The organism is Ancylomarina sp. YFZ004, assembly GCF_054254355.1.
Genome location: NZ_JBTCHQ010000003.1, coordinates 483151 through 498964, shown reverse-complemented (window position 1 = coordinate 498964; position 15814 = coordinate 483151). Strand labels below are relative to the sequence as shown.

The 15814-nt window shown below is 36.1% G+C and carries 12 protein-coding genes; 9 read left to right on the top strand and 3 right to left on the bottom strand.

From position 1 onward, the window contains the following. Positions 1–39: 39 nt before the first annotated feature. The 3 genes from ACXR6G_RS07575 to ACXR6G_RS07565 all read left to right on the top strand — a co-directional run bounded on the left by ACXR6G_RS07575 (position 40) and on the right by ACXR6G_RS07565 (position 3956). A complete protein-coding gene (locus tag ACXR6G_RS07575; RefSeq protein ID WP_458360812.1) occupies positions 40–1110 on the top strand; it encodes a nickel-binding protein in 1071 nt (356 codons plus the stop codon). 133 nt (positions 1111–1243) lie between these two features. After that, positions 1244–2632 (top strand): FAD-binding oxidoreductase, encoded by a 1389-nt coding sequence (locus ACXR6G_RS07570; RefSeq protein ID WP_458360811.1) that lies wholly within the window; start codon positions 1244–1246, stop codon positions 2630–2632. Between the two features lie 379 nt (positions 2633–3011). Continuing rightward, the gene (locus ACXR6G_RS07565) at positions 3012–3956 is read left to right on the top strand and encodes a DUF5829 family protein (protein ID WP_458360810.1); all 945 of its coding nucleotides are present in this window, start codon (positions 3012–3014) and stop codon (positions 3954–3956) included. 109 nt (positions 3957–4065) lie between these two features. Here the strand turns inward: ACXR6G_RS07565 and ACXR6G_RS07560 are convergent, their stop codons facing one another. Together ACXR6G_RS07560 and ACXR6G_RS07555 are read right to left on the bottom strand one after the other, a co-directional pair. After that, a complete protein-coding gene (locus ACXR6G_RS07560) occupies positions 4066–4845 on the bottom strand; it encodes a Mut7-C RNAse domain-containing protein (protein WP_458360809.1) in 780 nt (259 codons plus the stop codon). Positions 4846–5090: 245 nt separating this feature from the next. Beyond that, positions 5091–5603 carry a hemerythrin domain-containing protein gene (locus tag ACXR6G_RS07555; protein WP_458360808.1) on the bottom strand — a complete coding sequence of 171 codons (513 nt, stop codon included), beginning with the start codon at positions 5601–5603 and terminating at the stop codon, positions 5091–5093. 441 nt (positions 5604–6044) lie between these two features. Between ACXR6G_RS07555 and ACXR6G_RS07550 the strand changes: the two genes are divergently transcribed. Beyond that, complete coding sequence (locus tag ACXR6G_RS07550; RefSeq protein WP_458360807.1) at positions 6045–8915, top strand: hypothetical protein; 2871 nt, start codon at positions 6045–6047, stop codon at positions 8913–8915. A 6-nt stretch (positions 8916–8921) separates the two neighbouring features. Here the strand turns inward: ACXR6G_RS07550 and ACXR6G_RS07545 are convergent, their stop codons facing one another. Then, complete coding sequence (locus ACXR6G_RS07545; protein ID WP_458360806.1) at positions 8922–9233, bottom strand: cbb3-type cytochrome c oxidase subunit I; 312 nt, start codon at positions 9231–9233, stop codon at positions 8922–8924. 375 nt (positions 9234–9608) lie between these two features. On the opposite strand from ACXR6G_RS07545, the gene ACXR6G_RS07540 reads away from it, so the two are divergent. The 5 genes from ACXR6G_RS07540 to ACXR6G_RS07520 all read left to right on the top strand — a co-directional run bounded on the left by ACXR6G_RS07540 (position 9609) and on the right by ACXR6G_RS07520 (position 15796). Continuing rightward, positions 9609–11186 (top strand): sensor histidine kinase, encoded by a 1578-nt coding sequence (locus ACXR6G_RS07540; protein ID WP_458360805.1) that lies wholly within the window; start codon positions 9609–9611, stop codon positions 11184–11186. A gap of 5 nt (positions 11187–11191) precedes the next feature. After that, complete coding sequence (locus ACXR6G_RS07535) at positions 11192–12484, top strand: response regulator (protein ID WP_458360804.1); 1293 nt, start codon at positions 11192–11194, stop codon at positions 12482–12484. A gap of 231 nt (positions 12485–12715) precedes the next feature. Continuing rightward, entirely contained in the window at positions 12716–14662 is a 1947-nt protein-coding gene (locus ACXR6G_RS07530) for a COG1470 family protein (protein ID WP_458360803.1), read from the top strand. A gap of 220 nt (positions 14663–14882) precedes the next feature. Beyond that, positions 14883–15293, top strand: coding sequence for a nucleotide triphosphate diphosphatase NUDT15 (locus ACXR6G_RS07525; RefSeq protein ID WP_458360802.1), 411 nt, complete (start codon positions 14883–14885; stop codon positions 15291–15293). A 146-nt stretch (positions 15294–15439) separates the two neighbouring features. After that, on the top strand, positions 15440–15796 hold the full coding sequence (locus tag ACXR6G_RS07520; RefSeq protein ID WP_458360801.1) for a hypothetical protein: 357 nt from the start codon (positions 15440–15442) through the stop codon (positions 15794–15796). Positions 15797–15814: the final 18 nt, after the last annotated feature.

The window sequence follows — 15814 nt, the reverse complement described above, 5'->3', positions numbered from 1 at the left end:
GATCTTAAGCTCGTGAAATTAGGAATCAAAATTTATGCTATGCCTTTATATATGGATATTCATATCGTGGATTCGGACAGCTTTACTGTAGAAGATGTTGTTAAGGCTCATATGGAAGATTTGGCCGTACAAGAGCGATTTGGTGTGATCCAAAAAAAATATTGGGTAAATGAAGATGCTAAAACCTTATTCTGCCTGATGGAAGGCCCAAACAAGGAAGCATGCAACGAGGTTCATAAAGAGTCGCATGGCAATACGGCTTGTAATATTATTGAGGTTTTAGATGATGAATTCAATCTGTTCCTGGGTGTTGGGAATTCTGTCAACGATTTGGCTTATACCGTTTCCGGGGAGCTTGATACAGGATATCGCACACTTCTCACCATAAGCCTTGTTGATTTGACAGGTCAATATGGGCACTATACGAATGAGATTCATCTATTGATTGAAGCCTACAAGGGTGTTGTTCTCATTCAACCTGAAGATGATATTATGGCTTCGTTCATTGGGGCTTCTGATGCCATATTATGCGCTTTAGAAATCGGCAAACTCCTAAAATCTATTCCTGATAATTTTGAATTTTATTTATCCTTAGTGAGTGGAAAACCTGTGGACGAAAAAGGTGAACATCTATTTGAGGGAACTAAGAAAAAAGGTCGATACTTAAGTGCTCTTGGCTTAAAGAGAAGCATGTATATCGATACGGATACGAAAGCTCTTTCAAGTAAAGAGACTCATTCGCCTACTATAAAGAAATATGATTTTAGAGTGCTTAAAAATGAGGATTTTAGTTTTTTGTTTCAATTGGTTGATAGCATTAATAAGGAGTTGTTTAATCCTGACTTTAAAAGTGAAGATTTAAGTGGGATAATGGGATTAAGCAAATCACAGACCTACCGAAAAATAAAATCATTAACAGGATTAGCTCCCAATCAACTCATTCAGGAATTACGACTGCGGCAATCCTTAAAAACTCTAAAACTCAATAGGCAAACTATTGCCGAAATAGCATACGATTTGGGTTTCAATAGCCCAACCTATTTTACCCGGGTATTTAGAAAAAGGTATCATATCCTTCCAACGTCTTTCATTAAACTCTCTTCTCCTTAGTTATATATATAGGATCAAGCCATGATGAATCAATTGTATCATCTATTGAATCAAATGTGATACGATCTGACACTTACATATTCTAATTTTATATTATCAATTTTGATACATCATCTATATAAAATCCATAATTATGAAGGCTATAAGAGATCTTGATTTGACAATCATTGACTCATTCAAGAGTCAATTAAGAGGAAAAGTGGTGATGCCTGTTGATGCGGCGTACAATAAAACACGGAAAGTATACAACGGTATGATTAATAAGCGTCCGGGAATGTTTGTGATGTGCGTTGATGTGGCTGATGTGATGGCTTCGGTCAATTTTGGAAGGGAAAATGATATTTTGATCGCTGTTAGAGGCGGCGGACATAACGGTGGGGGATTAGGTTTGTGCGATGCCGGAATGGTGATCGACTTATCCGGCCTCAAATTTATTCGAGTCGATACTTCAGATAACACCGTTTGGGTTGGTGGAGGTAATATTTGGGGAGAGGTCGATCATGCGACTCATCCCTTTGGCTTGGCTGTTCCTGCAGGAATCATTTCGACGACTGGCGTTGGAGGTCTGACGCTTGGTGGTGGTGTGGGGCATTTATCACGGAAGTACGGATTGACTATTGACAACTTATTGGAAGCTGATATGGTTTTGGCAGATGGCTCTTTTGTCACTGTTAATGCGAATCAAAATACCGATCTGTTTTGGGCTATACGAGGCGGAGGCGGCAACTATGGCATTGTGACCTCTTTTAAATTTCAGGCACACCCTGTAAAAACTGTTTTTGGCGGACCGACTTTATGGCCAATTGAACAAACAGAAGAAATAATGGCCTGGTACCATGATTTTATTACGAATGCACCCGATGAATTGAATGGTTTTATTACCACAATGGTTGTTCCCGGGCCACCATTCCCAGAGGCCTTACATCTTAAACCATTCTGTGGCATTGTTTGGTGTTATACCGGAGATATGGCTAAAGCGGAAGAAGCTTTCAAACCCATATTAGCTAAAAATCCAATTTTTGAGCATGTTGGCGAGATGCCTTATCCAGCTATACAAAGCCTTTTCGACGGCTTAATGCCTTCTGGCATGCAATTGTACTGGAGAGCTGACTTTTTTAATGAGTTGGGCGCAGAGGTGAGTGCACAGCATTTAAAATTTGGATCGAGTATCCCGACGCCACTTTCTCTAATGCATTTATACCCCATTAGTGGTGCAGCAAGCAGGGTAGGAAAAGAAGAAACACCTTGGGCTTATCGCGATGCAAAATATGCCGGTGTGATTGTTGGTGTGGATCCTGATCCTGCAAATGCAGATAAAATTACTAAATGGTGTAAGGCCTATTGGGAAGGCTTGCACGATTATTCTTCGGGTGGGGCTTACTCTAATTTTATGATGGATGAAGGACATGAACGTGTTAAAGCGAGTTACAGACATAATTACGATCGTTTGGCTCGAATTAAGAAGCAATACGATCCAGACAACCTATTTAAGGTCAATCAGAATATTAAACCTATTAAATAAATCCTTTTTTTAGTATGTATTTAAAGCCGACTTTAAGGAGTTGGCTTTTTGTTTGACTAAATTTTTTATTGTTGATAATCACAAGTGATGGAGATGTGAATTAAGGCTTTATATTATATTCTTATTTAAATATAATTTTAAGTAGAGTTTGAAAGCCTTTTAAATTTTCATAATTTTAGAAATGTGTTTGAGAAATGGGTTGAAAAACATGTGTTTACTGTGTGAGTGATTGTTTTTAAAAAAGACCTAAACCTATAGATTTAGGTCTGCACGCATTATTCATAGTATCCCTTAAATGCAACAAAATATATAATACGATATTTATTTAGAATATAACTTTATGCCTATCATTTCTTAGTTTAGACATTAAAAAAAAATAATGAGATATCTATGCCTGTTTATTTTATTAGCTATTGGCTGTACTTCAGTGACTGATAAAAGTAAAACCAATTATAAAAAAAACATACGATTCAACCATCTCTATGTCGTTATTGATGATTCTACTTTTAATAATCTGTTTGATTGTATGAAAATGTTGGATGATTTCTCATACAATAAAGAACAGACTGTTCATTCAGATAAAAAATCATGGACAGGGAAATATTTATTTGGAAGACATCAATATTTGGAGATCTTCAATCCAACTGGTGATAAAAAAGATAAAATTGGCGAATTGGGACTTGCTTTTAGAACAGATAAACTAGGCACATTAAATGCCATTAGAGATCACTGGAATAAAACAAAAGAGAATATTACCTATTCAGAAAGAAAGATTAAGCGTAAAGGTAAATTATATCCCTGGTTTAATTTTTTAAGTTTAAAACATAGCGATTCTTTGAGGATATTCTCCTGGCTTATGGAATCTCCTAAAGAAGAATTAATGAGTGTAGGATTTAATCGAGATGATCTTAAAAATGTAATTAGCTGGGATAAATATGCCGTTTATAGAAGAACAACAGATCTGAATATTAGTGCTGATTCTGTAGAGTATAATAAGAGCTTTAATAGGATTACACAACTTCACTTAACGCTGACTCAATCTGAACTTGAAAGTTTGAAAAATTCCCTTAGTGATTTTGGATTTACTGAAAGTGATAACAAGTTAATTAGTCAGGATATAACGATCAATTATAAAATTTTAACAAGCAAACAATTCGTATTGAATCAAATAGATTTTGACTTAGCATGCCCTATGAAACAGGGAACCTATTATTGTAATAATATTGAGTTTAAGGTAAATGAAAATAGTGCTCACCTTAGATTTATGTATGATAATAATAGTGAGGCAATCAAAGGACTTGCAACAAGCGCACATTTACCATAGTTGACTAGTTCTTTTCGAAGCAAATATGCTTGAAATAAACAAGAGTAAGGGCTGTTTTATGCTTACTGATCTCAATGAAATAACGGCAATTGCCTGTTCTGACCTGCGATTAGATTAAATTTCTGATATAGGCTTCCATCCTCTTAAAATGGGAGCCTTTCCAATACAGCTTATCGCACTGTTCGCAATAAAAAAAAGCGCTGAAGATTCTGAGGATATCTTGATCCACTTTATTCTGGATTTTCTCTTTATTGGCTCTCTCTAGACTTGTATTGCAAGTCATGCAGCGTGTAAAGGATCTGAACTGGCTTTTCAGATCAAACTTATTGACAACTTCTTTGAGCTGTTCATGTTTTTCGATGGACCTCACAAAATAACCATGGCTAATTTCCTTCGATCTTAGTAAGGGTTTATCCCGTGTGAGAATAATCCGATTTTCTTTAGCGGCGATCGAAATAATCTCATCATCTCCGATATCCGATCTGTAATAGGTGTCGAAACCAAGCATTCTCAAGTACTTTGCTAGTTTACCCAAATGGGCATCCACAACAAATAGGGTGGTGCGCAAGGCTGTTTTTCTCACTTTTGTGATTGTTGAAACATCCAGAGTTTCAAAAACAGGATAGACGGAGATGTAATCATACTCGCTAAGCTTGTACTCTAAATCTACTGATGTTCCATTGACGAGTATCATATCGACTTCAGAAAGTGGGATGCCGATCGATTCAATGCACTCACGAACGGTAACTGGCGTTTTGAAAGCTTGTACAAAGACTATCTGTTTCCGCCTTGGAGGCAGGAAATCATTTAGCTCAGCATAAAAACGAAATGTCATTTCTTTTTTGTTGCTTTCACTGATAGCTTTCCTTCTTGGTTCAGGTCTGTTCATGCTTTTTATCTGTCTCAAAATACAGATTCTAAGCCTGCACTTTATTTCTACTGGTATGTAGGCTTCTCTATAAAGGTACAACTATTCGTTTTCAGATTAATGACAAGGAATGATAGATAAGGATTCATTTTGATACAAAACCCATCTATATTACTGTTTTTTTGTATTCATTAAGCTGTCAGATCCAGATACAAAAAGAGGCTTGTCATTTATGACAAGCCTCTTTCTATGTTTTAAGCTTTTTATTAAGCCTTAATCTTTTCGAAAAGCACTTTAGTTTCAAGCTCTCTGTAGTTCGTTAATTTCTCGTTGAATGATCTTAATGAATCATAAACGATATTGTAAGTTTTGCATGAACCTGCAGGGGCTGTAAATGTGTGTGTTAGTTCTGAAATATTTTCAAGAACGCTCTCGAAAGCAATATGATTCCCAGCTAATGACGAAATCTCAAACTCTAGAATATCGACATTAGACTTAATATCATCAATCAAATCAAATACCATCACCTCTTTTTGTGTATGCACCTTAAGCTCCGCAACCAACTGCAGGAATAAGTTACGAACCGCTGGTAGGTGAGGATGAGATTCTCCATGCACACGAACCACTTTGTCGATATGAGGCATTAAATCATTAATGTCAGCTTCAATCTTCTGGTGATACTCTGTTCCAATAAAGGTAATCAGCTTTTCTAAATCCCAATTATTATAGGTTTCTATGCTTTCAATCTTGGTATCAGGTGCTTGGTATGAAAATTCCATTTGTTTCGGTTTTTTGTTTTGTAATCAAGAGTAGAGGACATGAACATCTCTTTCTCTAATATGAGGCAAAGCTAAAATTATTATTTTATAATTCGTATGAATTAATCTTAAAGTCTATGGATATATGAAATATTTGAAAATGTTGTAAATCGTTCTGATAATTGAATTTATGTATTAAATTTTAATGGCGTGTTAAAAATTGCAAAACGCTTATAATAAGTAGATTGTTATTTTGTTAAATCAGAGTAAATGTATTTTCTTTGCACGCTTGCAAAAAAAATAGAAAAAGCATGTCTTTCAAGTAGGGTTAAAATGAATTTGACTGTTATACCTACAGAAAAGAAAGCTTAAGAGGAATTCTTATCTGTAGAATGATGGAAGTATTGTAAGTGTATTCAAGCTTGAATTATGCTTTAATGAAATTGAAAATAAAAAGAGAATATGAAAGTAAAGTTGATGTGGTTGTTGATAGCAACTATAGGCCTGGTGTTGAGTTGCAGCAAGGATGAAACAAATTCTGAACCTGAATTTAAATTGAGTCCTTCTCAATTTGATGTGTCTGTTAAAGGGGTGGGGTACAATTTTGCTGAAATTCAATGGACGGCTTCACTTATTTCGGATAAATCGAAGATTGTATACGATGTTTATTTGAATGACGAATTGAAAGGAAAGGCTATTGAAGATCTGAAGTATCGATTTGAGAAACTTGAAGCCCTTACAACTTATAATTTAGAAGTTATAGCAAAAAGTACCTATGAGACACAAATTATTGCGTCCTATTCTTTAAAAACTAACGATACGCCAAGTCCTGCTGCAGTTGGTTTAAAAAAGGATGAATTGTCTACTGATCAAATAAAGGTGTCTTGGGTGAATTCTGATCCGACTCAAAGCTTGTCTTATGCGATCTATTTAGATGATGTGCTTAAGGCAGAAGATCTTGATGTTAATGAATATACTTTTACCGAATTGCTAGGGAATAAATTATATCGTATCAAACTTATTGCTAAAAATGAGTTTGACAAAACCGTGGAAACTGTTTTGGAATTGACAACCAGTGATTATGCTGAACCCAATGATTTCACTCTTTCAGTTGAAAGTTTGACAGGTGAAGGTGCCAAAGTTATTTGGAGCGGATCTGAATCTGAAGAATTGACTTACAGGGTTTTGTTGAATGGCGTAGAACAAGCTAAAGGTCTTGAGGTTTTGGAATATGAATTCAAGGACTTGAGTTTTAATACGGCATATACTGCTACGGTAGAGGCTGCAAATGAGCATGGTAAAGTAAAGACAAAGTTCGTTGAATTTAAAACTTTGGAAGCTGATGGTCCTGCCGATTTTAAGGTTTTCGTAGAGAATATAAGCCACAAATCAGCCCTTGTCCGTTGGGAAACAACAGGTGACAATAATGTGATTCTTAGCTATAAGGTGTTTGTCAATGGCTTTTTCAAGGGTGAAATTTTCAACGACAATCAGCTTTTATTGGACCGATTGGAAGCAGGGAAGCTTTATAAGCTAAAGATAGAGGCCAAAAATGCCTACAGCAAAACACTGGAAAAGACGACTGAGTTTACGACTCTTGCTGCACCAAGCTTATCTGATTTTACTATCAGTTCGCAGGATATTAAACAAACATCGGCTCTTTTAAGCTGGACGGAATGTGTGGCTAGTGATGGTAGTAAGGTGACTTATGATGTTTATTATGGTAGTGGTTCGATTGCCATAAGAGGATTGGAAGAAGCATATTATCAGGCTAGTGGGCTTCGTGCTGGTGAAAATTATGAATATAAGGTTGAAGCCAGATGTGAAAGTGTTATTTTCCCTCTTGCTCAAACCGTATCTTTTACGACGCTAAATCATGAGCTTCCTACTGATTTTGAATTAAAAGTAGAGGAGGTCACAAGATCTCAGGCAAAAGTAAGCTGGACTAATTCAGAATTACCTTCGGGAGGAGCGATTACCTATGAGGCGTATTTGAACGGATTAGCGTACACCTACGATGCAAGCGGGAATGCATTCACCTTTACCAATTTGGATGCGGGTAAAGATTATGAGGCAAAGATTGTGGCTAAGTCTGAAAACATGACCACAAATGAACAGATCATCAACTTTACGACCGAAGCGGAAGCAATTCCTGAGCTAATACTAAATGTCGGAGATGTAGGTGTTCGATCAATTGAATTAAACTGGAATCTTACAGAAATCGCGTTTAATGATTATTTCAAACTTTTTATGAATGGTTCGGAAAACATGGTTTCTTCTGATAGACACTATACTTTGGAAAATCTGCAATCGAATACCAACTATAAAGTGAAGCTTGTTGCTAAAAGAAGAGGCGTCGATTATGAGAAAGAGATTGATATAAAAACCTTGGCTTATCCACAAGCGATTGACTTCAATATGGTGATTGATCCAAAGTCATACAGTCAGGTTGAGATCGATTTGAATGATTTTACGGCAAAGAATAGCGATCGATTTGATGATTTTAGTAATATGACTTTTGAAGCCCATCTGAATGGTGTAAAAGAAGATTGGGGAAAAGCGGTATCATCCAAAGTGCTCACTAAACTTAAGGAACAAACGCATTACAATTTTCAATTGATCATTAAACATGCCGATGGAAGTATCGCTTTGGAAAAAAACACAGACTTTACAACACCTGAAAATCAGGTTCCTGTTTGGAATGCCAATCTTGAAATAAAACATACGGGCTTTAGCTATTTAGAATTAGAGAACAATTTTGCTGCCGATTTAGATGGGTCAAATTTGATTTATACCTACTATGTTAATGGAACTGCTCTTGATCCGGGTACTAGATATATCGGAAATGTGAGAGGTAATGGTCAGATTGACGGAGCGGTTAATACCAATAATAATCCAATTTTATTAACTCACCTTGAGTCGAATACGGATTATAGCTTTTATATTGAAGCCAGAGATCCTCTAGGAAAAGTGGGGAGAAGCAGTACGATACAGTTTAGAACATCAATTAACGCAATTCCTGAGTTTAATATTTTAGCTGCCATTGATAAAGACCTTCAAAAAGTTGGTCCCCGTTGGTTTAAAATGGGTGAAATTTCTTCAATAAAGGAAATACGTATCAATTGGATTATTGATGGTGTTAAAATGGAACGTGGGCAGTATGTTTCTCCTTCAAAGATTCTTGAAGTTGGTAATGACCATTCATTGGTGCTTGATTACAGTCCTTTCTTAATTAAAGATCCAAATGTTAGTCTTAGTTTCACTGTTTTTATTGAATGGATTGATAAGGAAGCTGCGGATGATTCTGAATCGACCCTGATTGTGATACAATAGTTAGATTCAATAAAATAGGATATTAAATGAATCACTATATTTAAAATGAAAAACACCCCAAATGTTAGACACAACATTTGGGGTGTTTTTTTTTGAGTTGAGAGGCTTATGTAAGATAATTCCCAACATGCCATATACACCAAATAGTGCGGTGTGACCGTGAAGAGGCGTTGTGTTTAGACCTTGCATGTAGTAAAGTGCAAGAGGTGGATTAATCAAGAATCCAAGAATACCTGCTCCAACTAAATTCCAAAATGCACAGGCAATAAAACTGTAAATTGCCCACTTGTATTTAGACATCCAATCGGCAGCTACCACATCAAATTTGCTTTGACTCAGGCTGTTTTTTAGCTTGGCACCATTAAATATGGAGATGGAAGAATTGATGCTCAGACTGGCATTTGAATTGATTTCCCTGTTCCAGATATTCTCATTATCCGATATTAAATAGGTGCTTTTTATCGACGAATGAGATGGGTTGTTTCCCTGTTGAGACTGCTATATCTAAAGAACTGACCATATTGTGTGAATGGTAATTTCACCTATGGTTTAAGTCCACCAACGCAAGCGAATTTATCTTTAGTGGAACTTGTTATTTCTATCGTTACTTTAAAGAAAAGATTCTGTAACTTACTTATTCATTTGCAGGTACATCTTTTTTTTTGTTTTCTATTACACCCTAATTACTAGCGTATGTTGGAAGAATATGCCTCATACAAATTAGAGCAAAAATATAATCGCACCAATAGGATTGTTGTGCTGATGGTTATTGTTGTCACGACGCTCACGGCTTCAGTAGAATGTTATATCAATTACGCTGTATATGCCGGACCTTTAATGTTTGTTTATGGTGGTTTTATAACACTCTGTCTCGTCGATTTTGGTTTGTTTCTATATGGCATCATTTCGGTTAAAAAGGCCTATCTGATTTTGGTTTATCCACTCTTCTTTGTTATTCTCATCCCTGATTTAAAGTTGTTGTTCGAAAGCGAATCCAAATACATTGCGACTTATGCCTTTCAGGCTGCTTTATTTTGTGTTTTATATGTGGCCGTTTGTGCATTTATTGTAAGGGGTATTCATCCCTATTTGATAACTGCCATTTGTATAACAGCAATTGTTTACGCTGTATTCACCTACAATGACCCGTTTATAATAAATAAAGCCGTCGAGATTATTGCTATTCTGGCTGGTTTCGTCATCTGTCAGGGTATCTATGTTCGCTTGTCGCACAATGTTTTTATAGAGAATAAAACAGCTATTATAAAGATCACCGAACAAAAGAAATATATCGAAGATCAAAGCGACCGTCTTAATCAGGCCTATCGTGAGTTAAAAGAGGTACAGCATTTAAAAAATAGTTTGATTGAATCGATCATACATGATCTGAAAAATCCTCTTAATGCGATTCTCAACTATAGTAGTTCAGTTATAAGTAAATCAAATTCGAAAAAAATTAATGAATCGGGGCGTCAAATGCTTGTTTTGGTAGAAAATATCCTTGATGTGCATCATATGGAAAAAATAAGACCAAAATTTGATATTCAACCTGTAAATCTTCAATCTGCTATTCGTGAAGCTGTCAATCAGGTTGATTTTCTCATGGCCAACAGGGGCCTGTCGGTTGAATACAATTTAACTGAACCAGGATTCATTATGGCAGATCCTGGTATACTGGTGCGTGTGCTGGTTAATTTGTTGACCAATGCCATTAAATATTCAAATCTAAATGGCATTATTTACATTACGTCAAAACACAAGATCAATGGTGATTGTGTTTTTGTTAAAGTTAGGGATTTTGGATCAGGTATCCCCATAGCGTATAAAGACAAGGTATTTGATATGTTTACCCGATTCAGTACAAAGACGACCAGCTCTGAACACTCTTCCGGTATAGGACTGACATTCTGCAAAATGAGTTTAAAGGCCATGGATGGTAATATATGGGTATCGGACACTTCGGATAAAGGGACAACAATGACTTTTAGCTTACCTGCTTCGAATAATAAAGCTGCCTTAACAATGAAAATTGAAAAACAGCGGGTGTCAACCACTTTGCCCGATGAGGCTCTTGTTTTATTAAAACCAGTTGTCTCAGAATTGAAAACTCAAAATATCTATAAGGCTGGTCGAATTATTCAGAGATTATCGGTTATAGATACAAGTCAGGATATCGAAATAGAGAGATGGGTGGACGATGTGAAGTCAGCCATTTTCACAGCTAATCAAACAAGATATACTGAATTACTTAATCAGGCGACAAATCATTAATCAGGATGCAAACAACTAATTTAAAAATACTCATTGTCGACGATCATCAGGACAACCTTCAATCGATGCTCAACTGTTTGTTCGAAGGGGGATACTTTAATATCCTGTGTTCTACTTGTGGCGAAGATGCGATAACTATTGCCTTAAAAGAGCTGCCTGATCTGATTTTGATGGATTGGGATTTGCCGGGAATAGACGGTGTAGAAGCCATCAAATGTATCAGAAAAAATAAAAGTACACGAAATACCCCTATGATTATCGCAACCGGTGCTATGATGAAAAGTGCTGATTTGAAATATGCATTGGAGTCAGGGGCAATGGATTACATAAGGAAACCATTCGATAAAATTGAGCTATTGGCCCGGGTTCAATCAGCTATTGATTTCTCAGGACATTTAAAAACCATTGAACAACAAAATTGTCTAATAAACAAACAAAGGGAAGAAGCTTCCTGCAACGAAAAACGATTAAAGGCTTTGATAGACGCGGCTATGGAAGCTATTGTATTTGTGAAAGACGACCAGATAACCGATGTGAGCAGTCGATTTATTAGTTTTACAGGTTACGAATACAAGGAGCTTATAGGGAGGTCGCTGGTATCGTTGGTGATGCCCGAGGAAAGAGACTTATTAGTCCAATTGGAAAATGCAGAAAGAGAAATTGCCCACATCTCCCTGCCAACTAGTGATAAAAATCACCTCCCTTGTGAAATGCGGATGTACCCATTCCGAATCAATGGAGATACGGTTCAGGTACTTTCTGTCCGGTTAATTGATGAAATAAAAACAGCTAAGAATGGGCATCTTTCAAAGATGCTAGTAAAACTGAAGGCTGAAAATCAAGCTTTAAAGCAGGACCTTGAACGATTAAAAAGAGAATTAGAGCATTCGACCCTCATTCAATACCAGTCAAACGAGCTTTTGAATCAATTGTTGCTGAAACTGAAATGTCTGAAGAAATTACCACAGCAGAATGATAAAACATGTCAGGACCAGATAAATGACATCATGCATGAAATAGCTATGGTGACCAATGATAATATTTGGAAAGAATTAAAAAACAGAATATGCGATGTTCATCCAGACTATTTTGTCACTTTACTACGGCAATACCCTTCTTTAACAGAATGTGATTTGCGATTATTGGCCTTTATAAAACTAAACCTCTCTACAAAAGAGATTGCGCATGTCACTTGCCAACAAGTGAACACCATTAAAGCCGCTCGCAGGCGACTCCGACACAAGCTCAATCTGCAATGTGCCGATATTTCTTTGCTAGCATTTTTGGCAAAATTCTAATTTGGGAATAAGCTAGATTATGTCCTGCTTTTCCCTTTCTCTGAGTCTAAGTCATACTTCACTCAGTGCATATCCTTTTTTTAAAAGGACATCAACAGACTCGCTCACTGTTTCCCTCTTTCTACCCCTAGAGATAGCCCTTTTGTACCCCTCTCATACCCCAAAATTATTCGATTAATGTCATACTTTGTAAATGATGAGGAAGGATTTTTGACCTAAAAATTTTATGCCATGAAAACGAATAATTTATTTAAAAAGATAGACGTAAAATACGCTATTGGAGTCATACTATTTATGATCATGGCCTTATGTCTGGTCAATTCATGTAGCGATGACAAGGATACAATAGAAAAAGAACTGACTAATAGTTCCCCAAAATGTATTGATATAGTCGACCAATCTGTACAAGCTGGTACAACAACCAATCTTGATCTCTGCGCAGTAGATGTTGATGGGGATCAACTAAAATTTGAATTTATTGAAAAACCTGATTTTGTGAGCATTTACACGACTCATTATAATGGAGATACTACTGTTGTAAATCTGAGTATTGCTCCAAATTTAGACGAACTGGGGATACATAATGTATCACTTGAAGTGAATGATGAATCAGAGAAAAAGGACAATACTAGTTTTAAAATAAATGTATTAGAAAAACCTGCTATTCCTCCAGTACTAGAAGAAATTGCTGATGTTATTTTAACTGCAGGTCGTACGAAACAAATCACCATTACTGCAACAGATGAAGGTGGCGAGGCTTTGGTATTTAATATTGTAAATAATCCTGGGTTTTTATCCTTTAGTAATACGGTTAAGGATGGCAACACAACTACTTCAGATCTCGTGATTAATCCACAGGAAGTAGCAGATGATCTTATAAATTCAGATATTACCATACAAGTGGTTAATAAATCAGGTGTATTTGGTAGCCAAGTTTTCCACTTAAGCGTTGTTGAACCTATTAATGTGGTAACAATCTTTATTTGTGGTACAGGGATGGATGAAAGAATATATATAGAAAATAATTTTGATGAAGAATTAATCGGTAAGTTATATGAAGAACTAGATGCCAATATAAAACCTGACGGTAAAAAACGTACGAGTGAAACCCACAATTATTTTAAAATGATTAGTGAAGGTTGTGGAAAAGGACAAGACGGTTGTGTTACAAACTATAGCATGATGGATCCTTATAACGGGCAACCTAGAGCGTTTTGGGTTTGCCATAATGAAGCACAGGATTTTTACGAATCAATAGAAAGGGATAATATTGGCGATATTATAGTCAACTTAGTCGGTTTTAGTCGCGGTGCTATTTCATGTATGGTAGTGAACAAAAGACTTAACAGGACAAATTATAAACGTTTAAAACATAAAAACCTTATTTGCATTGATCCGGTCCCGGGTGTTGTCAAAATACCTTGGATTACGACAAACGGAGTAAAAGAAGAGACAGCACGTATAAATAGAGTGCAACTAGCCAGAAGTAATTTTACAATTGGGGGCACTTGGGACCTCACAAGGAGCTATGTAGGAATCTACTCAGCTGATGAGCGAACCTATGCTTTTACACCGGTTGTACCTGTATTACAATACCACTGCTATAAAGAGACTCAGAAATGGCTTTTTACAATGCCGGGTAGCCACGAAACACTTGTGGGCAATTCCCAAAAAGACGGGAGGAAATGTAGCAATATAGAGGATAATAGTGATATTGATGAATTTCGCTCAGTTGGAGAAATAGTAAGAGATATTGTGGTTCAATTACTAGGCGCTGATTTATGGGGAAACAATGTATTTGAAGGCGGATATGGAGATGTTAATGAGGCTGAATTTAAAGCAAATTGCGATAAAATAGGAGCAATGACTAAGGAAAATGCTAACAGGGAATTTGTTAGAGAGAAAACCTTTGCAAGTACTTTTTTGGGGGGAATGGTCTCACCGGGGCATGAGTGGTATGATGTTAATGTTCGTAAACATAGAGGTAAGCATATAGATGGATGTACAGATATGAGAGAAGTGCACAAAGCAAGAGCTTGCTATGTAGGCCCTTATCTTTATCTAGATTATAAAAATAAAAACCATGATTTAAAAGTAACTGCCTTAGAAGAGATAGTTAGTGAGTTCCCCGATAATGCCTGGGAAAAGCTGCAAGAATTCAAAAAAAATGCGAAATAAGCAATAATAATAATAAGCTCCCATTAAAAACCGGCAATGCCGGTTTTTTTATGCTCAAAGAATAATATTCCGGAAAACTCCCTGAGTGTTTGAAGGACGCAATTCCTTATATTCTATATGTTTTTATTTGATTTAGTATCGAGCATATGAGTTTATTTTGATAAATTTGATAAGCTTTCAGTCAAGTCTGAAAACAAGGGCGTATTTTTAAAACTAAATTATGGAAGGGAATAGACCAAAAGTAGGGGTTGGGGTTGTCATTATCAGGGAAGGAAAGATTCTTCTTGGTAAAAGGAAGAATGCCCATGGAGAGGGGACTTGGTCTTTTCCTGGTGGGCATTTGGAATATCAAGAGACTTGGGAAGACTGTGCTATTCGTGAAACACTTGAAGAAACAGGTTTGTCTATAAATAATGTTCGATTTGGAACCGTAACCAATGATGTTTTTCACGCAGAGCAGAAGCATTATGTTACGATCATTATGCTATCGGACTATGAATCGGGTGATTTGCGAAATATGGAACCTGATAAATGTGAAAAGTGGGAATGGTTCACTTGGGAGAATTTACCTGATGCCCTTTTCGTATCTATTGAAAATCTTTTGAAAGACAAGTATAATCCTTTGAAATAGCGTCAAGAGAATAAGAAACAGCCTTATCGTTTTTCTTGAAGACTGATTGCATTAAAGAGATGGGTAGAACTGCTTTTAAAATCGTTAAGAAAGTTCCCTGTTTAAAAAATAATAATAGTTTAATACTAAATATTAAAGATCTGAAAATGAAAAAACTCCTTGTAATTATTTTGATGTTTTGTGCTGGATATACTCAGGCACAAGAGCAAAAGTTGAAAACGATAGTCAGTTCTTTTTCTGTAGAAGCAAACAGTTTGGAAGAACTGAAGAATTACGATTGGAAAAGTTTAAAAGGATTCTTTAAAGGCAATGAAAAAAATGATTCAATTCAGATAAAACTTTGCTTAAATTGTAATGATTCTAAAGCTTCAGAGGATAAATTGAAATTAAATCTTATATCCACAACGATCAAGGGTAAAACATATGAGTTGAAGAAGATGATACGAACTGCTAGGCGGATGATTAAAGAGATTATTAAAATAAAAAAGGATTTGAAGGACTAAGACTTAATTCATAAAATT

Bases quoted from the DNA above. Each gene is read 5' to 3' on its own strand.
- ACXR6G_RS07575 (WP_458360812.1), top strand. From the start codon at position 40: ATGCCTTTATATATGGATATTCATATCGTGGATTCGGACAGCTTTACT.
- ACXR6G_RS07570 (WP_458360811.1), top strand. From the start codon at position 1,244: ATGAAGGCTATAAGAGATCTTGATTTGACAATCATTGACTCATTCAAG.
- ACXR6G_RS07565 (WP_458360810.1), top strand. From the start codon at position 3,012: ATGAGATATCTATGCCTGTTTATTTTATTAGCTATTGGCTGTACTTCA.
- ACXR6G_RS07560 (WP_458360809.1), bottom strand. From the start codon at position 4,845: ATGAACAGACCTGAACCAAGAAGGAAAGCTATCAGTGAAAGCAACAAA.
- ACXR6G_RS07555 (WP_458360808.1), bottom strand. From the start codon at position 5,603: ATGGAATTTTCATACCAAGCACCTGATACCAAGATTGAAAGCATAGAA.
- ACXR6G_RS07550 (WP_458360807.1), top strand. From the start codon at position 6,045: ATGAAAGTAAAGTTGATGTGGTTGTTGATAGCAACTATAGGCCTGGTG.
- ACXR6G_RS07540 (WP_458360805.1), top strand. From the start codon at position 9,609: ATGTTGGAAGAATATGCCTCATACAAATTAGAGCAAAAATATAATCGC.
- ACXR6G_RS07535 (WP_458360804.1), top strand. From the start codon at position 11,192: ATGCAAACAACTAATTTAAAAATACTCATTGTCGACGATCATCAGGAC.
- ACXR6G_RS07530 (WP_458360803.1), top strand. From the start codon at position 12,716: ATGAAAACGAATAATTTATTTAAAAAGATAGACGTAAAATACGCTATT.
- ACXR6G_RS07525 (WP_458360802.1), top strand. From the start codon at position 14,883: ATGGAAGGGAATAGACCAAAAGTAGGGGTTGGGGTTGTCATTATCAGG.
- ACXR6G_RS07520 (WP_458360801.1), top strand. From the start codon at position 15,440: ATGAAAAAACTCCTTGTAATTATTTTGATGTTTTGTGCTGGATATACT.